Origin of the sequence: Streptomyces sp. NPDC058295, from assembly GCF_042880655.1 — a bacterium.
In the GTDB taxonomy this organism is placed as follows: domain Bacteria; phylum Actinomycetota; class Actinomycetes; order Streptomycetales; family Streptomycetaceae; genus Streptomyces; species Streptomyces coriariae.
This window is the reverse complement of record NZ_JBHVYO010000062.1, coordinates 1-22,349: the sequence shown is the minus strand read 5'-3', so window position 1 is coordinate 22,349 and position 22,349 is coordinate 1. Positions and strand designations below refer to the sequence as shown.

Genomic DNA, 22,349 nt, shown 5'->3' with positions numbered 1-22,349 from the left:
CAACCCACCGTGTCAGGGCGACGTCCGGACACGTATGCACCAGCGGTTGGTCCCACGGCCGCCGCTCTTGATACGTCGTCACCCATGCCCATGCCCATGACGCCGCTTGCCGTACTCGTTGCAGCACCGGCCTCGCCCTGCTGACCAGCGGCATCCGCAAACGGATCACCATCCGGCTGCCATGCCGGTTGATCCACCTAGTTACCAGTTACTGGAGATTCGATGAAGTCCGTCATCCGAAAGGCAGCATGCTTCGCGGGGGCGAGCGTGGCCGTCGCAGCCATGTCCGTGACCGGCGCATCGGCAGCCCACGCGGAGTCCCCCACCCACGGCTGCCCGTACCCCTACGTCTGCTTCTACGTGGACGAGCAGGCCTACAACGCGGGCACACCGATCACGAAGTACCGCGATGTCACCAGCTCCTATCAGACGGTCAGGTCCCGCCCGCACTACCACGTCGTGAACACCCGGAACGACGACGTGGCCTATCTCCGACTCCAGGACGGGAACTCGATCTGCCTGCCCCCGAACAACGAGACCGTGTTGGCGAACGCTTACAGCGTCACCGGAATAAAGATCTCCAGCAGTTCCACCTGCTGATCTGCTCGAACGTCCGTTGCGCGGTTCCGTGGTGCAGCAGGACGGCACGGCTCCAGGGCCACTCCTGAACGCCCGGCTCGCTCCGCTGGATAGGGTCGGGGCGTGGACCGCAGCAGCAGACACCCGGCCGACGCGTTCGCCGGGGGAGCAGGGCGCGAGCCGTCGCCCCGCACGACTCGGGGGCTGTGGTGGGGATCGGCCGGGCTGGTGCTCGCCGTCCCGGGCACCTCGGTGCTCGTCGCCGGTGCGGAGCACGGCAGACGACTGCCCGTGGCGGTGGCCCTGGTCCTGGCACAAGCTGGCGCCGTTCATGTCGGCGTCGACCGTGCGCCGCCGGCCGGCCCAGGACGCGCTCAAGCCGTGGCAGCACCGCTCTTGCCGACTGCCCAGCGCCGATCCGTGATCGGCGATCTTCGACGCCTCCCGTGCCCGAACACCGTCGGCTATGAGCACCTGGGATGCGCCTGTCCGTCATGCGCTCGAAGTCGGACCGCCCTGTGCTACGCGGGCGCCCGCCCGTAGGCCGTCGTACAGGATGGCCACGACCTTCTCGCGGGCAGCACCGGCATGGAGGTGACGCAGGGCGTACAGGACTCCGCCGAGAACGGCCATGAGGTCGGCGATGCCGATGTCACCGCGGACCGCATCGTTGTCCTGGGCGCGGATCAAGAGATGGCCGATCTCGTCGTGGAGCCGGGTGACATCCGGCGCCAGCGCCGTCCTGATCTCGACGCCGGAGCCGGCCAACGTGTCGACGAGATCCGCCTTCGCCGCCGCGTCCTCGACAACCTGGTCCAGCAACGTGAAGAGGGCTGCTGCGGGGTCTTCACCATGTCGCAATGCCTGAGCGCGATCGACCAGACGTCGAAGACGCTCCCGCACGACGGCTTCGAGCAGTGACTCCTTCGTGGGGAAGTGACGGTACAGGGTTCCCGGCCCCACGCCCGCCCGGCGCGCGATCTCGTCCAGGGGGACCGACACTCCCTCGGCGGCGAACGCCCTCCGGGCTACCTCCAGAAGCCGGTCCCGGTTCCGACGGGCATCAGCCCGAAGTGGCCGCGGCTCGTTTTCCACGACATCTCCCATGCTCGGCAGAACAGTAAGCGGGGCGTACTCTCCGATTCGATGTTAGCTTAGCGGGGCGCACTCTCCGGATCCCGTGGAGGCCCCGTCGAACGGTGGGTTGTCGTGTCAGTAGAGCCTGACCTGCGCCCCCCTGCGCACGCGAGGCCGCCGCGCCTCCGATCACCACCGGTCTCACCCATGAAGGAAATCCGAGGTTCCATGACATTGGACAACGCAGCCGACCGGACGCAAACCGCCTTCCTTGCGCTGGACTACGCCACCCGCATCGTCGAGAACTACAGCCACGACCCGGGCGTCACCGACCGGGCGGCGCACGCCCTCGCCTCCGCCCGGCAGGCGGGCGCACCTGTTTTCCACATCACCCACGAGGCTATGCAAGACCAGTTTCACCCTTTGCTCGGCCCCCGTGGCGACGAGCCGGTGCTGGGCAAACGGACCCTGGGCGCCTTTGCCACCACTGACCTGCACGAGCGCCTGCAGGCGGCCGGTATCCGGCGGGTCATCCTCGGCGGCGTCGCGACTTCCGGCGCGGTGCTGTCCACTGCGCGGTGGGCCTACGACATCGGGTACGAGGTCCTGGTCTGCGTTGATGCCTGCGCAGACCCCGATCCGCAAGCGCACGCGGCCCTGGTGGACGATTCGGCCTTCCCCGACAGCTGGCTGGGCCTCTGGCGCATCGCCCGCATGGTGGATTCGAACGCCATCACCAGCCTCCTCTCCTGACGGGCGACGGACTGTTCACCTCACCTGACGCGGTACTCGAGTGCGCATCGACAGGTCGGCGGCAAAGGAGTCCGGCACCTCGCCCGCCGAAGTCGAGCGAATCGCGAAGGTGACCGCCGGTTCCCTTTCCAGGAGGGGTGGCCGCGCCGCGCAGCCGCCCGCCGCCGCGCTGTCTACAGGTTGTTCAAATACGTCAGTACCGCGAGCACCCGGCGGTGCCCGCTGTCGCTGGGCGGGAGGCGCAGCTTCAGGAAGACGTTGCCGATGTGCTCGCTGACCGACCGTTCCGTGACGACGAGTGTGGTGGCGATGCCGGCGTTGTCCTGTCCCTCGGCCATAAGCGCCAGCACTTCGCGCTCGCGGGGGGTCAGCGAGTCGATCGGCGAATCCCGGCGGCGGCTCATCAACTCGGTCACGACCTCCGGGTCGAGGGCGGTGCCGCCGGCCGCCACCCGCACCACCGCCGGATTGGAGTGGCTCCGGCGACCCTGGGAGACGGGCGCCTTGAACAAGAGCGCGGGCCGCCCGAGCTCCTCGCACGCGATGACGGTCGTCGCGACGACCCGCCCGAAGCCCGGCCGTCACTTGGTGGCCGTGAACCGGCCGAAGCCTTCGCAGGCCGCGCGGCCTGTGTCGATGTCCGACGGGATCGGTACATCACTGAGGGGCGCCGGCCCTCCCAGCGACGGGTACGTGGAAGGGCCCCGGCGCGGGGTGTGCGCTGGCCAGACACCAGCCTCATCGCCCCGAAGGCAGGAGGTGCCGCTGTTGTCCGTCGAGGCCGACGACTGCACCGAGGAAGCCCCGGTCGGCGCAGCCGAGTTCGGCAAGCACGCGGGTCACCTCCGCCGTGAGGTGAAGGACACCGACGGCCGGCCCCGTTGCTCGATCAGCTTCTCAGGGCGCCCACGGCCCGAGCATGGTGCGCCGAGGCCATCTGGGTTTTCGGCGGCGGGCGGCGGGCGGTCCGGTGGCCGGGGCGTGCCGCGGCCCACGCCTGCCGTGCCGGAGCGGACCCGTCACCCGGGACCACGGACTCGCCGTCGTCCGACCGGAGGGACGGCGTCTAGCGCACGGCGCCTCCGACGCCCGGGGCGCGTACGTCGGCCAGTGTGGTGGCCAGGGACCGCCAGACGTGGGTGGCCAGATCGAGGTTGTGGGCGTCCGTGGCCTGCTGCCCGAGGCGGCGCAGGGCCGCGACGCCCTGGTCGACCCGGCCCTCCAGGATCATCAGACGGCCCTCCAGGACCGCCAGCCGTAACCGGTCCCCGTGCGGCAGCCGGAGTTCGCCGTCCGGCGGCAACGCGCCGCACAGCGTCCGGGCCTCGTCCAACCGGCCCTGGTGGAAGGCGAGATGGGCGCGCAGAGCGCCTACCTCCTGCAACTGGATCGGGGTGCCGATGAGTGCGAGGACCACGTCGGCCTCGCCGAGCCAGCGCTCCGCCGCCGCCACGCACGGCGGTGACATCTGGAGCGCGGCGGCCGTCGCCGCCGTACGCAGCCGGGTCCACAGGATCAGGTCGTCGCCTCCCCGGAGCAGTGCCAGCGCCCCCTCCAGCCGGGACCGGGCGGTTTGGTGGTCGCCCCGCCGATCGGCGACCACCGAGGCGGTCCACAACGCCTCGGCGGCCGGCTGGGGGGCGGCTGTGGGCAGCAACTCGCTCTCCAGCTCACGTACATGGCGCTCGGCCGCGTCCAGCCGGCCGAGCTCGGTCTCGACGGCGATCAGGACCGTCTGGGCGGCCATGACGTCGGCGACCGGCAGCCGCTCGGCGCGTGCGACGGCGAGCGCGGTGACGGCGACCGGTTCCGCCGCCCGCGCCTTGCCCAGGGCGTACAGACAGCGCGCGTACTGCACATGGGACCGCACCCGGAGGTCGGGTGCCGTGATCAGTTCGCTCAGTTCGATCAGCTCGCGCAGATGACCGCACTCCTGCTCGAAGTCTCCCTGGCCGCCGCTGATCCGGCCGAGCAGCCACAGCGCCTGCCAGCGGCCGACGGGGTCGTCGTGCTCGTCGTCGCGCACCGCCTGGAGGAGGGCGGTGGCGCTGTCCGTGCCCGGCGGTGCCGAGACCGCGGCGGCGAGCGTGCGGCTCAGGCAACCGCCCGCGCGCGGTTCGGTCAACGCGCTGACGTCCACGCCGAGTTGCTGTGCCAGATAGCTGACGGTTCGTCCGGTGGGCCGGCGTTCGCCCGACTCCAGACGGGAGAGGTATCCGGTGGACATGCCCTCACCGACGACCACAGCCTGGCTCAAGCCCCGCTCGAGCCTGAGCTTCCTCAGCTGCCGGCCGAAGTGCGGCTGCTCAAGCATTTCGCCCTCTGATCCCCTGAGGTCCTTTTGAGTCTTCTGATCGCCCCGTGTTTCCGAGGCCACGTCCGGAAGTTGCCCATACTTTAGGGAGGCTGGGCAATGGGGGCAACATGGTTGCGCACGCGAGGTTTCTCCTGTCATTTGCCATGGCTCCCTGCGTACCGAGTTTCGGAACGACCGGGCAGAGGATCCTGTTTGGCTGAAATTGCCCCATGGCCAGAAGAGTTGGCAATGGACACGGCCGGATAGGCAAACACTTGCCAGGCGGGTTGTCCGGCCATAGCCTCCGAGCTGCCGACCTGATGTGATATCGCCCCAACCCGGTGGCGGCCGCGCGAAAGTGACGCGCGGACAACGTTGTCTCGCGGGGTTGCCGGAAAGGGCGGGGTGCATCGAAACCCCCATGTACAGAGGGAAAGACGGTATGTCCGTGGTGACCACAAGCATCACCGCCTCATCCACCACCGTCGTCAAGGCGGGCGGCGGCGTGAACCGCCGCCGCACCTACACGGCCCATGTATGTCCGAAGGGCATGACCATCACGGCCGCGGAAGCCGATTTCGCGGCACAGTTCGGGGCGAGCCCCGGCGAGATCTGCGACCGCACGCTGAGCGATCTGCTCCGGGCAGGCACGCCCGAGTTGCTGCGTCATCGTTTCACCGACCTTTCCGAGGGCCGCACGAGCTGGTTCACCGAGCGGGTGGTCGGTCGGCACGACAGTGGCCGTGTCTTCGCCGCCGACCTGACGGCGATAACGGTCACCGGCGCGACCGGGCCGGCCGGACTGGTCCTCCTGCTGAGCCCCCTGGGGGCGGCGGGCGAGCCGTACCCCCGCGACCTGACGCTCAGCGAACTCGACGTGCGGGTCCTGGAGGGCGTGGCGGGCGGTGCGTCGACCGTGCAGCTGGCCGGCCGCCTGTACCTGAGCCGTCAGGGCGTCGAGTACCGCGTGCGCCTGCTGCTGCGCCGTTTCGACGCTCCCAACCGGCCCGCCCTGGTGGCCCGCGCCCACGGGCTCGGGCTGTTCGCGCCCGGCCAGTGGCCCCCACGGGTACTGCCGGAGCTCATCGAGTAACGGGCACGACGGGGGACACACGGCGGGCGGTGGCCGTCGGCGGGATCGTCCCGCCTACGGCCACCGTCGCGTCCGTCCCGGGGCCCCGGCGGGGGGCGAGGTCCGGTGCGTGCTCCGTCGGGCACCTGCTCGAAGCGCTCGGGGGAGTGCCGGCCGGCCGTCCTTGTGCGGCGTGCACCCGGGCCCGGGCGGAAGCGGAGTACGGGCGTGCCGGGCGGCGCGACGGGACGCCCGCCGCCCGCCGGGACTCCAGGGCCTTTCTCCCCGGTCCCGCCGCGGGGCGCGGCGTCGGCAGGTGCCTCCGCCGCGTCGCCGTCACGCCCCGGACACTCCGTACGGACTGCCTCCTCCGCCTCGCGTCCGCGCGCAGCGGATCCCGCTCGGGCCGGCCGGAAGGCACTGCCTCCGGGCGCGGCGGGATCCACAGGAGGTGCCTCAAGCCGCCGAGGGCTGCCAGGCCTCCCGGAAGCGCAGTCGGGCGCGGTGCAGCCGGGACCGTACGGTGCCCACCGGCAGTGACAGGACACGTGCCATCTCCTCCTCGTTGAGGCCGTAGGCGCGCAGGGTGAGAACCTGCCGGTGGGACATGGACAGCCGGTCCAGTACGTCGCTGATGTGCACGGCGTCCAGCGGGTTCGCCTCCTGCCCCGGCTCGACCCGCTGGTACGGCCCCTCCTCGCCGGCCCGTTTCACCGTGCGCACGGCCTCGCGGACCGTCACCGAACGCACCCAGCCGTAGAACGCGGTCGGCTCCCGCAGTGTGCGCAGACCCCGGTAGACGGCGAGGAGCGCCTCCTGCGTGGCGTCCGCGCCGTCGTCGTGCGTGATGGACCGGCACAGTCGTGCGACGTACGGGACGATCCCGGTCAGCAGTTGGTTCATGGCCTGTTCGTCGCCGGCCTGGGCGCGCGGCAGCAGCGCCAGGGGCGTGGGGATGTCGCTGACGTTGCTCATGTCGGCGCAGGGCTCCTTACGGTGGCCGGTGAGGTGCGGTGCGGTGGGCCGCCTCAGCCCGCCGCCGTGGCGACGGGCTCCGCGGCGGCGGCGCAGGCATCGAGCACCGCACCGACCCCGTCGCGGAAGGCCCGGACGAACTCCGGGCTGAAACAGGCGGTGAAGTACGGGAACTCGATGGCCAGCCGTCCCTCGAACGAGACGACACAGGCCATCACCGGGCTGCGCCCGGCCGCCGGGAAGTACTGCTCCCGGGCGGGCACCAGCCGGACGTCGGTGGCCTCCAGGCCCTCCGGCAGCCGGGGCCCCGGGACGACGCCCATGTTCGTGGCGATCACCGTCGCCAGTTGCAGCGTGGGGTTGCGCGGGATCTCGGGCGTGATCCGCATCTCGTGGTAGGGGCCGTCACCCGCGACGAAGTCGCCGAGCCGGGAGTGGACGGTGCGGGCCAGCTCGACCGGGTCAGACTCCGGGGCGACGTCCAGGGCCTGGAGGTGGCTGGTGACGGCGGGCACCATCACCAGGGCGGGCACCGGGGGCGACAGCCGCGAGCGCAGATCGACGGGGGAGAGACAGCGCAGGGCACGCGGCTCGCCGCCGGGCAGACGCCGGCGCGCCGTCGTGAGCAGGGCCGCGGCGACCAGGGCGTGCACGGTCACGCCCGCCGTGCGGGCGGTGCGGCGCAGCCGGCCGGTGCGTTCCTCGTCCAGCGTCAGCCGGCACACCTCGATACGGCCCTCGACGGCGGACGGATCCGTGACGTCGTACGCCACCAGCTCCGCCGGGTGCCGGCGCGCTTCGTCCACGCGCCGTTCCAGGTACGTGGTCGTCGCCGCCGCGTCCACCTCGGGCAGCAACTCGCTCACGGGCACCGCCCAGCCGGGAAAGCCGGCCGCGGCGCCGGGCCGCTCCTCGCCCTCGGCCAGGGCCCGGTACCGTTCCCAGATCTCGTTGTGCAGGGCGATGCCGCTGTGTCCGTCGACGACGGTGTGGTCCACCGAGAGCACGAACAGGTGGCCGTCTTGCTCGGGCGCGCTCACCAGGACCGCCCGGCTCAGGGGGCCGCCGACGGACAGCGGCGTGTTCAGCTCCGTGGCGTAGGCGTCCTCGGCGGCGCCGGTCCGGGTGCTCAGCCGGGGGCGCGCGGCCTCGTCCAGCAGGTCCAGTGCGAAGCCCTCGCCGTCCGGCACGATGCGGGTCCGCAGCGCCGGATGCGCCTCGGTGACCGCGTCGAACGCGGCCGACAGCGCGTGGATGTCGAGACGGCCGCGCAGGGTGCAGGAGAGCACCGCTCGGCTTCGCTGCCCGACGTACAGCGTCTCTACCGGACACAACGCACGGCGCATGACCCAGGCCCTCTTTTCGTCCGCTCATTCCCGAAACCGCGCGCCGACCATCGGTCGGTGCCGCGGATCCGGCTCAACGTCCTTTCGAGAGTGCACGGTCGGGCCGGTGCGAATCCAGCCGATGCGGAGCGCCCGGGGAAAGTCTCGTGTTTTCCCTAAAGTTCGTCGCGGGCGCGGCTATCCCGTGACCCGCGTTCTTTAGGGAAAAACCTGAATTCCGTTCGCAGGGCCGGATCGGGCTTGACCGGGTTCGCCCGGAAGCCCCAGCGTGAGGACCTCGTGAACCGGCGGCGGGCCGCGATACGGCCACGTCCCCGGAGCGCGGCCGTAAATGCCCGGCCCGGTGGGCCGGGGCCGCTTCCCTGTCAGACCGACCGGGTTCTTTCCGGCCGGGCCGTTACGGCTTGCCACGTGAGGGTTGTGCTATGTCACTCCACGAGGAGTCTCTCCCCGAGGACGAACGTCGACCGCTGTCCGGCGCCCAGGAAGGCCTCTGGTACGCGCAGCGGCTCGCCCCCGACAGCGCCGCGTACAACACCGCGGAGGCGGTGGAGATCCACGGCGGCCTGGACACCGCTCTGTTCGAGGCGGCGCTGCGCCGCACGGTCGGCGAGGCCGGCACCTTCGCGCTGCGCTTCCTCGACACCGACGACGGCCCCCGCTGCCGTCCGGCGCCGGACGCCGACGACTGGCCGCTGCACCGGGTCGACGTGAGCGACGCCGCGGACCCGGAGGCCGCCGCCTGGAAACTGATCCGCGCGGACCTCGCGACCCCGGTGGACACCGACAAAGGCCCGCTGTTCGCGCACACCCTCCTCACCCTCGCCGCCGACCGCCACATCTGGCTGCTGCGGGCCCATCACCTCCTGCTCGACGGCTACAGCTACAAGCTCCTCGGCCGCCGCCTGGCCGACGTCCACAACGCGCTGGCCGAGGGCCGCGACCCCGGCCCCGGCGGCTTCGCGCCCGTCGGCCGGCTGCGGACCGAGGAGGCCGCCTACCTCGCCTCCGAACGCCGTGACCGAGACCGCGACCACTGGACCCGCCGCCTGGCGGACCTCCCGGAACCGGCCCGCCTCACCCGCCGTACGGCCCCGCCGCGCGCCCCGTTCCTGCGCCACACCGTCGAACTCGGCCCCCGGGACGCCGAGGCGCTGTCCGCCGCGGCTGCCGGCCTGGGCATCACCCGCGCCGACCTGCTCGCCACCGCCCTCGCCGTCTACCTGCACCGCATGACCGGCACGGACGACCTCGTCCTCGGCATGGCCACCATGAGCCGGCTCGGCAGCGCCGCCCTGCGCACCCCGGGCACCGCATCCGACGTGCTGCCCCTGCGCGTCACCGCCCGACCGGGCACCCCCTTGGCGGAGTTCGCGCGCACGGTGGCCGACGAGCTGGCCGCACTACGACGGCACCAGCAGTACCGGGGCGAGTTCATCCGCCGCGACCTCGGCCTCCTCGGCACCGGGCGCCGCCTGCACGGACCCGTGCTGAACATCGTCCCCTTCACCGAGGAACTGGACTTCGCCGGCAGCACGGCGACCTGGCACCACCTGTCGGGCGGCGCCGTGGACGACCTCCAGATCAACGTCCGGCCCGGCACCCGGCCCGGCGCCCTCTGGCTGGCCTTCGACGCCAACCCCCACCTGTACGAGGCGGACGAACTCGCCCTGCACGGCGAACGGTTCCTCGCGCTGCTGCGGCGGCTGGCGCAGGCGGCACCCACCACCGCGCTCGCCGATCTGGACCTGCTGCTGCCCGGCGAGCACCCGCGCAGCCGGCCGGTACGCGAGTTCCCGGTCACCGGCACGCTCACCGAGCTGTTCGAGCGGCAGGTGCACGCCCGGCCCGGACGGATCGCCGTCACCCACCAGGGCGCGCACCTCACCTACGGCCAACTCAATGAAGAGGCCAACCGGTTGGCCCGGCTGCTCGTCGAACGCGGCGCAGGACCGGGCCGGACGGTGGCCCTCGCGCTGCACCGGGGCCCGCGGCTGCTGCCCGCCCTGCTGGCGGTCCTCAAGACCGGAGCGGCCTACCTCCCGCTGGACCCCGCCCACCCGGCCGAACGCCTGCGCCTGGTCATGGCGGACGCGGCGCCCGTCCTGCTGGTCACCGAGGGCGGCCTCGCCGCTGACCTCGGCGATGACGTCACCGCCGTCGTCCTGGACGAGCCGGCCGTCTCCGCCGACCTCGCCACGCGCCCGGCCGCCGACCTGACCGACGCCGACCGCGGCGGACCGACCGGCCCGACGCAGATCGCGTACGTCATCCACACCTCCGGCTCCACCGGCCGCCCCAAGGGCGTGCCCGTCCCGCATTCCCACGTGGTCCGGCTGTTCGCCGCGTCGGCCGAGCACTTCGACTTCGGCGCCGACGACGTGTGGACCCTCTTCCACTCCTACGCCTTCGACTTCTCCGTGTGGGAGATCTGGGGCGCCCTGCTGCACGGCGGCAGGCTCGTCGTCGTGCCGTACGCCGTCAGCCGCTCCCCACGGGACTTCCTGCGGTTGCTGCACGACGAGGGCGTCACCGTCCTCAACCAGACACCGTCCGCCTTCGAACAGCTGGTGGACGCCGACGAGGAGCCCACCGCCGGAGCACTGCGCTACGTCGTGTTCGGCGGGGAGGCGTTACGTCCCGAACGGCTGCGCCCGTGGACCGCCCGGCACGGCCTCGACCGGCCGGCTCTGGTGAACATGTACGGCATCACCGAGACCACCGTGCACGTCACCCACCACCGCCTCACCCCGGACGACGTGAAGGACCCCCGCCGGGGCAACGTCGTCGGCACCCCGCTCGCCGACCTGCGCGTGTACCTCCTGGACCCGCAGGGCCGGCCCGTGCCGCCGGGCGCCGTCGGCGAGCTGTACGTCACCGGCGCCGGGGTGACCCCCGGCTATCTGCACCGCCCCGAACTGACCGCCGAGCGCTTCCTGGACGACCCCCACGGTCCGCCCGGCAGCCGCATGTACCGCTCGGGGGACCTGGCGCGGCTCCGCGCCGACGGCGCCCTCGACCACCTCGGCCGCGCCGACCGGCAGGTGCAGCTGCGAGGTTTCCGGGTCGAGCCCGGCGAGATCGAGGCCGTCCTCGCCGAACACCCCGGCATCGCCCGCGCCGCCGTCGTCGTGCGCCGTGCCGACCACGGTGCCGAGCAGCTCGTCGCCTATCTCGTGACCACCGGTGAACGACCGCCCGCCGCGGCCGAGGTGCGCGCCCACGCGGCCGCCCACCTGCCCGAGCACATGGTCCCCGCCGCCTGTGTGCTCATGGACACCCTGCCGCTGACCGCCAACGGCAAGCTGGACACCGACGCGCTGCCCGCGCCCGACCTCACCGGTGCGGCGGCCGGCGCCCGGCCCGCGAGCACCGAACAGGCGCTGGTGTGCGCCCTGTTCGAGGACGTGCTGAAGCTGCCCCGGGACACCGTCGGCATCGACGCCAACTTCTTCGACCTGGGCGGCGACTCGCTGCTTGCCACCCGGCTGCTGGCCCGGCTGCGCCACAGGTCCGGCACCGACGTGCCGATCACCGCCCTGTTCGACGGTCCGTCGCCCGCCGCCCTCGCCCTGCTCCTCGACGGCCGCCCCGGCACGGCTCCCGGCCGGCCCGCTCTCGGCGAGCGGCCCCGTCCGGAACGCGTCCCGCTGTCCTACGCCCAGGAACGCATGCGGTTCCTGAACCGGCTCGACGGCTCCACGGCGACGTACAACATCCCCCTCGTCGTGCCGCTCGGCGCCGCCGCAGACACCGAGGCGCTGCGTGCCGCGCTGGGCGACCTCGCCGACCGGCACGAGATCCTGCGCACGGTGCTCGCCGACCACGAGGGCACGCCGTACCAGCGGATCCTGCCGGCCGGCGGGCCGCGCCCGCCGCTGCCCGCCGTCGACTGCCCCGCCGACGAGATCGGCGCGCACCTGGCCGCCGCCTCCCGCCACCGCTTCGACCTCACCGGTGAACCTCCCCTGCGGGCCTGGCTGTTCGGCACCGGTGAGGACCGGACCCTGCTGCTCGTCCTGCACCACAGTGCCGCCGACGGCTGGTCCCTGCGGCCCCTCGCGGACGACCTGACCATGGCCTACGCGGCACGCCGCGCGGGCACCGCCCCGGCGTGGGACGCGCCCGCGGCGCAGTACGCGGACTACGCGCTCTGGCAGCGCGCCCTGCTCGCCCCCGGGCCGGACGGTACGGGACACGCCGAGCGGCTCACCGCGCACTGGCGGCAGGCGCTGGCCGCAGCACCGCAGGAGTGCACCCTGCCCGGCGACCGGCCCCGGCCGACGGCACCGCGTGACGGCGCCCATGTCACCGAGCATGTACCCGCCGCCCTGCACCGCGACCTCACCGGCCTCGCCGAGCGCGAGGGCAGCAGCCTGTTCATGCTGCTGCACGCCGCCGTCAGCGCCCTGCTCACCCGCTGTGGAGCCGGTGAGGACATCGTGCTGGGTGTCCCCGTCGCCGGGCGCTCCGAACCCGGCCTGGACGATCTGATCGGCCTGGTCACCAACACCCTGGTGCTGCGCGCCGACACCTCGGGCAACCCCGCCTTCCGTGAACTGTTGGCCCGCGTCCGGCCCGGCGACCTGGCCGCGCTCGGCCACCAGGAACTGCCCTTCGACCGGCTGGTCGACGAACTGAACCCGCCCCGCCGGCCCGGCCGGCACCCGCTGTTCCAGGTCATGCTCGCCCTGCAGAACAACGAGGCCGCCGTGCTCCGCCTCGACGGGCACCCGGCGCTGCTGCGGCCCACCGCCACCGGCACCGCCAAGTTCGACCTCTTCGTGGACGTTCTCGAACGGCACACCGCCGACGGCACCCCCGACGGCCTGGACCTGCACATCGAGTACGCCACCGACCTGTACGACCCGTCCACCGCCGAGGAGTTCGCCCGCTCGCTGGGCCGGCTGCTCGCGGCCGTGAGCGCCGACCCGGACGTACGGCTCGGCGGGCTCCCGGCGCCTGCGCCGCGCACACCGGCCGCGGCACCCGGCCCCGACACCGCAGGTCTGACCGAGGCGGCCCGGTCCGTGCCCGGCATCCGCGACGCCGTCGCGCTGCCCGCGGCCGACGGCGGACCGCCCCGGCTGTTCGTGGTACCGGGCCGCGCGGAGGCCACCGAGGCCGTCGAACGCCTGCTGGAGCGCACCGGCACCACGACCGTCGGTGTCACCGCCGTCAGCACCCTGCCCCGCGATGCCGACGGCGCCCTCGACCCGGCCGCCCTCACCGCCCTGCCCGCCGTCGACCGCGCCGCCGCCGGGGCCTGGCAACAGCGCCTCGCCCGCGTCACCGGTGTCGGCGCCGTTGAGGCAGGGGTCGAGGACACCCCGCGGGAACTGGCCCGCAGGCACGCCGCCGCCCCGCGCCGCGCCGCGCCGGCGTCCGACGGCGGCAGCCGTGGGGCGGCCGGGACACGGCCCGCCCTCAGCGAGGGCCCCGAGCAGGCCGAACCCACCGTGGCCACCTGGGCCCAGGCCCTGGTACGGGCCGCCGACCACGCGCGGGGCGACATCGTGCACGTCCACCCCGACGGCAGCGAGACCCGCCGTGACTACGCGTCCCTCGTCCCCGAGGCCTCCCGGGTCCTCGCCGGACTCCGGCGTGCCGGACTGCGCCCCGGCGACCAGGTGATCCTCCAGTGCGACACCGGTGAGGACTTCCTCGCGGTGCTGTGGGGCTGCATTCTTGGCGGCTTCGTCGCCGTACCGCTCACCGTGCCCGCCTCCTACGACACCCCCTCGGCCGCCCTCACCAAACTGGAGGGCATCTGGCGGATGCTCGGCCGGCCCTGGATCGTCTGCTCGCCCGCGCTGGAGGCGGGCCTGCGCGACCGGATCGGCCACGACGGCGGGTCCGGTCTGCGGCTGACCACGGCCGACGCCCTGCGGGACGCGCCCGAGGACCGCAACTGGTACGCCGCGCAGCCGGACGACCTCATCCTGATGCTGATGACCTCGGGCAGCACCGGCCTGCCCAAGGCCGTCCGGCTGACCCACCGCAACGTGCTGGCCCGCTCCGCCGCCACCGAGGCCATGAACGGACTCGGCGCCGACGACGTGACCCTGAACTGGATCCCGCTCGACCACGTCACCGGCGTCGTCATGTTCCACCTGCGCGACCTCTATCTGGGCTGCCGGCAGATCCACGCGCCCACCTCCTGGATCCTCCAGGACCCGCCGCGCTGGATGGACCTCGCCCACCGGCACCGGGTCAGCGTGACCTGGGCCCCCAACTTCGCCTTCGGGCTGCTCGCCGGACAGGCACCGCGCTTCGCGGGCCGCGACTGGGACCTGACCCCGATGCGGCTGGTGATGAACGCCGGCGAGGTCGTCGTGGCCGCCGCCGCGCGCGGCTTCCTGCACGCGCTGCGGCCCTTCGGACTGCCGCAGGACGTGATGCACCCCGGCTGGGGCATGTCCGAGACCTGCTCGGTGGTCACGGACGCGGTGCTGCCCGCCGAACCGCCCGGCACCGACGAGACGTTCGTCAGCTGCGGCCTGCCCTACCCCGGCTTCGCCATGCGCGTCGTCGGCGAGGACACCACCGTGCTCACCGAGGGTGAGGCCGGCCGGCTCCAGGTCCGGGGCACCTCCGTGACCGGCGGCTACCACGACAACCCGGCGGCCAACGCCGAGGCGTTCACCGACGACGGCTGGTTCGACACCGGCGACCTGGCGTTCCTGCGCGACGGCGAGCTGTTCATCACCGGCCGCGCCAAGGACGTCATCATCGTCAACGGCGTCAACCACTACAGCCACGAGATCGAGACCTGCGTCGAGGAACTGCCCGCCGTGGTCCGCAGCTTCACCGCGGCCTGCGCGGTCCGCTCCGACGCGTCCGCCGCCACCGACGAACTCGCCCTGTTCTTCCACCTCGCCCCCGTCCCCGACCGGGCCGCCGCGCTGCGGGAGATCGCGGGCAAGGTCACCCGCGAGATCGGCGTCAGCCCAGCCTTCCTGGTCCCGGTCGGCCCCGGCGACATCCCCAAGACCGAGATCGGCAAGATCCAGCGGACCAAGCTGCGCAAGAGCTTCGAGGCGGGAGACTTCGACGACGCCGTCCGTGAGGCTCACCTGCTGCTGGGCACCGCCGCCACCCTCCCCGACTGGTTCCTGAAGCCCGTGTGGCAGCCGGCCGCCGCTCGCGCCGCGCGCATCCTGCCGCCTGGCCGGCACACCCTGGTCCTGGCCTGCGACGGCCCCGGGACCCACGGCCTCGCCGACCGCCTGGCCCGGGCCCTGCGCGCCGACGGCGCCCGCTGCACCGTCGCCACGGACGGACCGTCCTACGAACGCCTCGACGCCGCCCGCTACCGGATCCGGCCCGCCGCCGACGCCGACCACACGGCGCTGCTGCGGGACCTGGCCGCCGACGAGCGGCCGGTCGACGCCGTCGTCCACCTCACCGCCCCGCACGGCGGCGACGCGGCCCCGGACGAGTCGGCCGCCCGCACCCTGCTGGCGTTCGCCCGGGCGCTCGGCACCCGGCCGACGGACCTGCTCCACGTGACGGTGGACGCCCAGGCGGTCGGCGCGGGCGAAGCGCCCTCCCCGGCCCAGGCCATGGCCGGTGCGGTCCTGAAGTCGCTGCGGGAGGAGTCACCGGGGCTGCGCTGCGTCCACCTGGACGTCGAACGGGACACCGACCCCGTACCGCTCGTGACGGCGGAGGCCGCGCAGCCGCCTGTGGACACCGAGGTGGCCCACCGCGGCGGACGGCGTCACGTGCGCCGGCTGGCCCCGCTGCCCGAGGCGCCCGACCGCAGGGAGCCGCCCGCCACCGACGGCTTCCACCTTGTCAGTGGAGGGCTCGGCGGAGTCGGTGGCGCACTGGCCGCCCACCTGCTGGCGACCCCCGGCACCCGCCTGCTCCTCCTCGGCCGCAGTCCGCTGCCCGAGGACGACGCAACCCACCAGCGGCTGCGCGAACTGGGCGACGTGCGCTACGCGTGCGCCGACGTCACCGACGAGCACCAGGTGCGGGTGGCGGTGGACGGGGCCACCGAGGCCTGGGGCGTCCCCCTGACATCGGTCTGGCATCTGGCCGGCGCACTCGTGGAGCGGCCCGTCGGCGACCTGGACCCGGACGCCTGGCGCTCGGCGCTGGACGCCAAGGCGCACGGCGCCTGGACCCTGCACCGGGTCAGCGCCGACCATCCGGTGACCTCGTTCGTGCTGTTCTCCTCCGTCAACGGCTGGTTCGGCGGCGCCATGAACACCGCCTACGCCGCCGCCAACGCCTACCTCGACGCGCTCGCCCTGCACCGCCGCGCCCGGGGCCTGCCCGCGCAGAGCCTGGCCTGGAGCATGTGGCACGAGCGGGGCATGAGCAGCGGCTACGGTCTCACCGCACTCACCGAGGCACGCGGCTACCGGGTACTGGACGCGGCCGCCGCACTGCGCTCCCTCGATCTCGCCCGCACCCTGGACGAACCCCATCTGCTGATCGGCGCCGACCGCACCGCCCCCTGGGTCCGCAGCCATGTCGCCGAACCGGCCCGGCAGGTACGGCGGCTGGCCGCCCGCGTCGCGCTGGAGGAGGGCGCCGACCTCGGCGCCCTGCACCGGGCGGCTGCCGACGCCGCGGGCGCCGCCCCATGGGTACTGCGCGCCGCCGGCAGCGCCGAACGCCCGGAGGCCACCGACGACACCGGGGGACGGATCCACGCCCTGGAACAGCGGCTCGCCGAGCTGTGGTGCGGGGTGCTGCACCGCGACCGGGTCGGCCGGGACGAGAACTTCTTCGACCTGGGCGGCAACTCCCTGCTCCTGGTCGGCGCGCAGAACGCCGTCAACCAGGAGTTCGGCTGCGAGCTGACCGTGGTCGACCTGTTCGCGCACCCCACCGTGCGCGACCTGGCCCGCCACCTCGTCGGCCGTACGCCGTCCCCCGGGACGCCGACGGACGGCGCCGTAGACCCGCCGAGCGGGCTGGACCGGGCGAAGGAACAGGCACGACGGCAGCGCGCGGCCCGGGCCCGCCGCTCCGCACGGAACGGAAAGGGCCAAGGCCATGCATGAGACCAACGGGTCGCTGGACACACCGGAGGAGGACCTGCCGGCCGTCGCCGTCATCGGCATGGCCGGCCGGTTTCCCGGCGCCGACGACCTCGACGCGTTCTGGGACAACCTGGCCGCGGGCCGCGAAGCCGTACGACCCGTCACCGACGAGGAGTTCCTGGCCGCCGGCGGCGACCCGCGCGATCTGGACGACCCCTCGCTGATCCGCATGGCCTCCGTCGTCGAGGGCATCGACCGCTTCGACTCCGGATTCTTCGGCTACCTGCCCGCCGAGGCCGCCGTGGTCGACCCCCAGCAGCGCCTGCTGCTGGAGACCGCCTACCACGCCCTGGAGAACGCGGGCTGCCTCGCACCCGGCACCGATCACGGCACCTTCGGCGTGTACGCGGGCGCCGGCGACAGCCGGTACTACCCCGCCCACGTCCACCCCCGCCACGCCGGACAGCCCGGCTCCGTCGAGCTGGTGCACGCGGCCACCGCCAACTCCCTGGGCACCCTCGCCCCCCGCATCTCCTACGAACTGGGTCTGACCGGCCCCAGCGTGTCCCTCCAGACGGCCTGCTCCACCGCGCTCGTCGCCGTGCACACCGCCTGCCAGGACCTGCTCGACCACCGCTGCGACACCGCCCTCGCCGCCGCCGTCTCCCTCAACCCCTCGGCGGCGCTCGGCTACCGGCACGTACCCGACGGGCCCTTCTCGCCCGACGGACACTGCCGGGCGTTCGCCGCGGACGCCGCCGGCACCTCCTCCGGGGACGGCGTCGGCGCGGTCGTCCTCAAACGGCTGGCGGACGCCCTGGCCGACGGCGACCGCGTCCGGGCCGTGATCCGGGGCAGTGCCGTCAACAACGACGGACGGCGCAAGGTCGGCTTCAGCGCGCCCAGTTCCGCCGGACAGACCGAGGTCGTGCTGGCCGCGCAGGCCCAGGCGATGGTGGACGCCGACAGCATCGGCCTGGTCGAGGCGCACGGCACCGCGACGCGCCTCGGCGACCCCATCGAGGTGGCCGCGCTCACCGAGGCGTTCCGGGAGTCCACCCGGCGGCGCGGTTACTGCGCGCTGGGCTCGGTGAAGACCAACATCGGCCATCTGGGCGCGGCGGCCGGCATCGCCGGGCTCATCAAGGCGGTCCTCGCCCTGGAACACCGGCAGATCCCGCCCAGCCTGCACTTCGACCGGCCCAACCCGCTCATCGACTTCGCGGCCGGACCGTTCCGCGTCCCCACCGCGCTGGAGGACTGGCCCGCCGCCGGCCATCCCCGGCGGGCCGCGGTCAGCGCCTTCGGGATCGGCGGCACCAACGCCCACGTCGTCCTGGAGGAGGCCCCCGCTCCCGCGCCCTCACCGCCGCGCGCCCCCGAGGACGGCGGCCGCCTGGTGCTGCCGCTGTCCGCCCGGACCGCCGGCGCCCTGCGCGGTCAGGTCGAGAGCCTCGCCCGCCACCTGGAACGCCGCCCGGGCCTGCGCCTGGACGACGTGGCGCACACGCTGCGCACCGCCCGCCCCGCCCTGCGCCACCGCCTGACCGTCAGCGCCGCCTCCCGCGAGGAGGCCCTGTCCGCCCTGCGGGCCGCCGCCCCCGACACCCCGGCCGTGCCGGACGAACCCGCCCGGGTGGCGTTCCTGCTGCCGGGCGGAGGCACCCAGTACCCCGGCATGGGCGCCGAGCTGTACCGCGACCAGGACGTCTACCGCGACACCGTGGACGAGTGCGCCCGCATCCTGCGCCCCGTCCTCGGCACCGACCTGCGCACCTCCCTCTTCGAGGGCGCACCGGCCGACCACACCGCCACCTTCCTCGGCCTGGTCGTCACCGAGTACGCCCTCGCGCGCACCCTGACAGCCGCCGGGGTCCGCCCCGACGCGCTCATCGGCCACTCCCTGGGCGAGTACACGGCGGCCTGCCTGGCCGGGGTCATCGACCTCGCGGACATGCTGCCCCTGGTCACCGAACGGATCCGGCTGATCAGCGGGGCGGGCGGAGCGACCGTCAGCGTGGCGGCCCCGGCCGAGGAGGTACTGCCGCTGCTCGACGAGGAGTTGTCCCTGGCCGCGGTGAACGGGCCCGCCGCCTGCACCGTCGCCGGGTACGAGGAGGCCGTGGCCCGCTTCGAGCGGGAACTCGCCCGCCGGGACCTCCCGTTCCGCCGGGTGCGGATACCGGCCGCCGCCCACTCCCACGTCCTGGACCCGGTGCTGGAGACGTACGAGCGGCACCTGCGCGGCGTCACCCTGCGCCCGCCCCGCATCCCGTTCGTCACCAGCGTCACCGGCACCTGGATCACCGACGCCCAGGCGACCTCGGTCCGGCACTGGCTCGACCACACCCGCCGCACCGTGCGGTTCACCGACGCCATCACGGCCCTGTGGGAGCGCGGGCGCCCGGTCCTGGTGGAGATCGGACCGGCGGACACCCTGACCGGACTGGCCACCGCGCAGCTGGACCCGGACAGACCGGTGACGGTCACCACCATGCGGCACGCCAAGGCCGACGCCCGCGACGGCTTCGTCCTCGCCGAGGCGCTGGGCCGGCTGTGGAGCGCCGGTGCGGACACCGCGCTCCCGCCGGTGCCGGGCACGCCGCGGCCGGTGCCGCTGCCGCCGTACGCCTTCGAACGGCACCGGCACTGGATCGACGCCCCCGGCGCCCGCTCCACCGCGTCCGACACCCCGGACACGGTCCAGGACGAGCCACACCTCGCGCCCCGGCCCCGGCTCACCACCGAGGCCGTGCCGCCGCGCACCGAGCGGGAACAGGCCGTCGTCCGGCTGTGGGAGCAGACCCTCGGCATCGGCGGCATCGGGGTCCACGACAACTTCTTCGACCTCGGCGGCGACTCCATGCGGGCCGTCCTGCTGGCGGGCCGGCTCCGCCGGGCCGGAGTGCTCGACGTGCCCGCCGCCACCCTGCTGGCCGCGCCGACCGTCGCCGGTGTCCTCGCCGCCACCGAGGACACCGACGACCAGCGGTCCGGCGGCACCGCGAACGCCCTGGCCCCCCTGCTGCCGCTGCGCCGCGAGGGTGGCGCCGCACCGCTGTTCTGCGTCCACCCCGGCGCCGGCGTCTCCTGGCGCTACACCGGCCTGCTGCCCCACCTCGGCGGCGACCAGCCGGTGTACGGCATCCAGGCCGCCGGTCTCGACGGCACCCGGCCGCCCGCACCCGACGCCCCGGCCATGGTCGCCTCCTACGTCGATCTGGTCCGCGAGGTCCAACCGCACGGCCCCTACCGGCTGCTGGGCTGGTCGTACGGCGGCTTCGTCGCCCACGCGATGGCCTGCGCGCTCCAGGAACAGGGGGAGCGGGTGGAACTCCTGGCCATGCTGGACGCCCCGCAGCCCTACGCCAGCGCGTACGACGCCGGGACGGCCGAGCGCCAGGTGGCGGCCCTGCTGATGCGGGTGGCCGGCCTGCCCGTGCCCTCGGACGGCGAACCGCCCGCGGTGGCGACCGTCCTGGACCGCATCGACGCCAAGGTCACCACGGATCCCGCCGGTTCTCCGGTCGACCGCGCGCAGGCCGCCGCCGTCGCCGCCGTCATGCGCAACAACCTGCGCCTCGCGCCCCGGTTCGAGCCCGGTGTCTTCCACGGGGACGTCCTGTTCTTCAGCGCCGGCGACGAACCGGCCACGGACTTCACCGGCGACCTTGCCGTACTGCCCGGCAAGGCGGACGCCTGGCGTGCCCAGGTGCGCGGCACCCTGCACGACCACCAGGTGCCGTGCGGGCACTACGAGATGACCGAACCCGAGCCCCTCGCCCTGATCGGCACGGCGGTTGCCAAGGCACTGCGCGGCACCGCCGATCCCACCGCGCACGTACCCGTTCCGCCCCCCGGGGGCCCCGACCGTCCAGGAGACCCCGCATGACCGTGACCGCACCCCAGGACCTCTACGAACTCGGCGACGCGCCCGAACCGGGCACCGTGCCACGGAAGATGTACGCCTCGCTGATCCGCCGGGAGCGCTACGGGCAGCCCGTCGACGCGTTCCGCACCGAGGTGGTCGACGTCCCCCCGGTCCGCCGTGGCCAGGTGCTGGTCAAGGTGATGGCGGCCGGCGTCAACTACAACAACGTCTGGGCGGCGCTGGGGAAGCCGCTCGACGTGATCGCCGCCCGGCAAAAGGCCGGTGCGGTCGAGGACTTCCACATCGGTGGCTCCGACCTGTCGGGCATCGTGTGGGCCGTCGGAGAGGACGTCGAGGGCGTTCGGCTCGGGGACGAGGTCGTCGTGCTCGCCAGCCGCTGGGACGAGTCGGCCGAGGACATCCGCCTGGGCGGTGACCCGGCCGCGTCCGTCAGCCAGCGGGTGTGGGGCTATGAGGAGAACTACGGCTCCTTCGCCCAGTTCGCGGTCGTGGACGACTACATGTGCCACCCCAAGCCCGCCCGGCTGTCCTGGGCGGCCGCCGCCTGCTACATGGCGACCGCGGCCACCGCCTACCGGCAGTTGTTCGGCTGGGACCCGCACACCGTCCGGCCCGGCGACCCGGTGCTGATCTGGGGCGGTGCCGGTGGCCTGGGCAGCATTGCCATCCAGCTCGTCCGGCACGTCGGCGGCATCCCGGTCGCCGTCGTCTCCAGCGAGGAACGCGGCGCGTTCTGCATGCGGCTCGGCGCCGAGGGCTGGATCGACCGGCGCGACTTCGACCACTGGGGCCGGATGCCCGATACCTCGGACGACGCCGCGATGAGCCGCTGGCTGTCCGGGGCGCGGGCCTTCGGGCGGCGCTTCTGGGACGTGCTCGGCGAGCGGCGCAGCCCCCGGATCGTGCTGGAGCACTCCGGCGCCGACACCATCCCCACCTCCGTCTATCTGTGCGACAACGCGGGCATGGTCGTCATCTGCGGCGGCACCACCGGCTACAACGGCGACGTCGACCTGCGGTTCCTGTGGATGCGGCAGAAGCGGCTCCAGGGCTCGCACGCCGCCTGTGCCCGCGAGGCCCGTGAGATCACCCGGCTGATCGACCAGGGCGTCATCGACCCGTGCCTGTCCCGGACCTTCGGTTTCGAGGAGATCGGTCTGGCCCACCAACTCATCCACGAGAACCGTCACCCGATGGGGAACATGGCGGTCCTGGTCAACGCGTCGGAGTAGAGGGTGCGGTGGCCGGGCCGTCCGACGGCCGGCCCGGCCACGGTCCCTCCGACCGAAGACCCGCGGTCCGCCCGGCACGGCGAGCCGGCCCGCGAGGGACTCGACACCGGCTCGGGCCCGGCCAC

The 22,349-nt window shown here is 73.6% G+C and carries 10 protein-coding genes and 1 pseudogene; 6 read left to right on the top strand and 5 right to left on the bottom strand.

What is annotated here, in order from left to right:
• Positions 1–267: 267 nt before the first annotated feature.
• Positions 268–600 carry a hypothetical protein gene (locus ACFVYS_RS38810; RefSeq protein WP_389509919.1) on the top strand — a complete coding sequence of 111 codons (333 nt, stop codon included), beginning with the start codon at positions 268–270 and terminating at the stop codon, positions 598–600.
• 471 nt (positions 601–1,071) lie between these two features.
• Here ACFVYS_RS38810 and ACFVYS_RS38805 read toward each other — a convergent pair whose 3' ends face one another.
• On the bottom strand, positions 1,072–1,686 hold the full coding sequence (locus ACFVYS_RS38805; protein WP_389509917.1) for a TetR/AcrR family transcriptional regulator: 615 nt from the start codon (positions 1,684–1,686) through the stop codon (positions 1,072–1,074).
• A gap of 198 nt (positions 1,687–1,884) precedes the next feature.
• Between ACFVYS_RS38805 and ACFVYS_RS38800 the strand changes: the two genes are divergently transcribed.
• Complete coding sequence (locus tag ACFVYS_RS38800) at positions 1,885–2,409, top strand: cysteine hydrolase family protein (RefSeq protein WP_389509915.1); 525 nt, start codon at positions 1,885–1,887, stop codon at positions 2,407–2,409.
• A gap of 173 nt (positions 2,410–2,582) precedes the next feature.
• Here the strand turns inward: ACFVYS_RS38800 and ACFVYS_RS38795 are convergent.
• Together ACFVYS_RS38795 and ACFVYS_RS38790 are read right to left on the bottom strand one after the other, a co-directional pair.
• Positions 2,583–2,873 (bottom strand): annotated as a pseudogene (locus ACFVYS_RS38795) (helix-turn-helix transcriptional regulator); the annotation flags it as partial.
• 602 nt (positions 2,874–3,475) lie between these two features.
• On the bottom strand, positions 3,476–4,723 hold the full coding sequence (locus tag ACFVYS_RS38790; protein ID WP_389509913.1) for a helix-turn-helix domain-containing protein: 1,248 nt from the start codon (positions 4,721–4,723) through the stop codon (positions 3,476–3,478).
• Positions 4,724–5,147: 424 nt separating this feature from the next.
• Between ACFVYS_RS38790 and ACFVYS_RS38785 the strand changes: the two genes are divergently transcribed.
• The gene (locus ACFVYS_RS38785) at positions 5,148–5,798 is read left to right on the top strand and encodes a LuxR family transcriptional regulator (RefSeq protein WP_389509911.1); all 651 of its coding nucleotides are present in this window, start codon (positions 5,148–5,150) and stop codon (positions 5,796–5,798) included.
• 435 nt (positions 5,799–6,233) lie between these two features.
• On the opposite strand, the gene ACFVYS_RS38780 is transcribed toward ACFVYS_RS38785, so the two are convergent.
• Both ACFVYS_RS38780 and ACFVYS_RS38775 read right to left on the bottom strand, forming a co-directional pair.
• Positions 6,234–6,752 (bottom strand): RNA polymerase sigma factor, encoded by a 519-nt coding sequence (locus ACFVYS_RS38780; protein WP_385256534.1) that lies wholly within the window; start codon positions 6,750–6,752, stop codon positions 6,234–6,236.
• A 53-nt stretch (positions 6,753–6,805) separates the two neighbouring features.
• Positions 6,806–8,098, bottom strand: a complete 1,293-nt coding sequence (locus ACFVYS_RS38775) for a condensation domain-containing protein (protein WP_389509909.1) — start codon at positions 8,096–8,098, stop codon at positions 6,806–6,808.
• 425 nt (positions 8,099–8,523) lie between these two features.
• Between ACFVYS_RS38775 and ACFVYS_RS38770 the strand changes: the two genes are divergently transcribed.
• The 3 genes from ACFVYS_RS38770 to ccrA are packed head-to-tail and all read left to right on the top strand — an operon-like array spanning position 8,524 to position 22,224.
• Positions 8,524–17,121, top strand: coding sequence for an amino acid adenylation domain-containing protein (locus tag ACFVYS_RS38770; protein WP_389509907.1), 8,598 nt, complete (start codon positions 8,524–8,526; stop codon positions 17,119–17,121).
• Positions 17,114–20,992, top strand: coding sequence for a type I polyketide synthase (locus ACFVYS_RS38765; RefSeq protein ID WP_389509905.1), 3,879 nt, complete (start codon positions 17,114–17,116; stop codon positions 20,990–20,992). Before ACFVYS_RS38770 ends, ACFVYS_RS38765 begins: the two co-directional genes overlap by 8 nt.
• A gap of 2 nt (positions 20,993–20,994) precedes the next feature.
• Positions 20,995–22,224, top strand: a complete 1,230-nt coding sequence (gene ccrA, locus ACFVYS_RS38760; RefSeq protein ID WP_389509964.1) for a crotonyl-CoA carboxylase/reductase — start codon at positions 20,995–20,997, stop codon at positions 22,222–22,224.
• Positions 22,225–22,349 lie beyond the last annotated feature (125 nt).

Excerpts from the sequence above, each read along its gene's own strand:
- ACFVYS_RS38780 (WP_385256534.1), bottom strand. The coding sequence starts at position 6,752 with ATGAGCAACGTCAGCGACATCCCCACGCCCCTGGCGCTGCTGCCGCGC.
- ACFVYS_RS38790 (WP_389509913.1), bottom strand. The coding sequence starts at position 4,723 with ATGCTTGAGCAGCCGCACTTCGGCCGGCAGCTGAGGAAGCTCAGGCTC.
- ACFVYS_RS38775 (WP_389509909.1), bottom strand. The coding sequence starts at position 8,098 with ATGCGCCGTGCGTTGTGTCCGGTAGAGACGCTGTACGTCGGGCAGCGA.
- ACFVYS_RS38800 (WP_389509915.1), top strand. The coding sequence starts at position 1,885 with ATGACATTGGACAACGCAGCCGACCGGACGCAAACCGCCTTCCTTGCG.
- ACFVYS_RS38770 (WP_389509907.1), top strand. The coding sequence starts at position 8,524 with ATGTCACTCCACGAGGAGTCTCTCCCCGAGGACGAACGTCGACCGCTG.
- ACFVYS_RS38765 (WP_389509905.1), top strand. The coding sequence starts at position 17,114 with ATGCATGAGACCAACGGGTCGCTGGACACACCGGAGGAGGACCTGCCG.
- ACFVYS_RS38805 (WP_389509917.1), bottom strand. The coding sequence starts at position 1,686 with ATGGGAGATGTCGTGGAAAACGAGCCGCGGCCACTTCGGGCTGATGCC.
- ACFVYS_RS38785 (WP_389509911.1), top strand. The coding sequence starts at position 5,148 with ATGTCCGTGGTGACCACAAGCATCACCGCCTCATCCACCACCGTCGTC.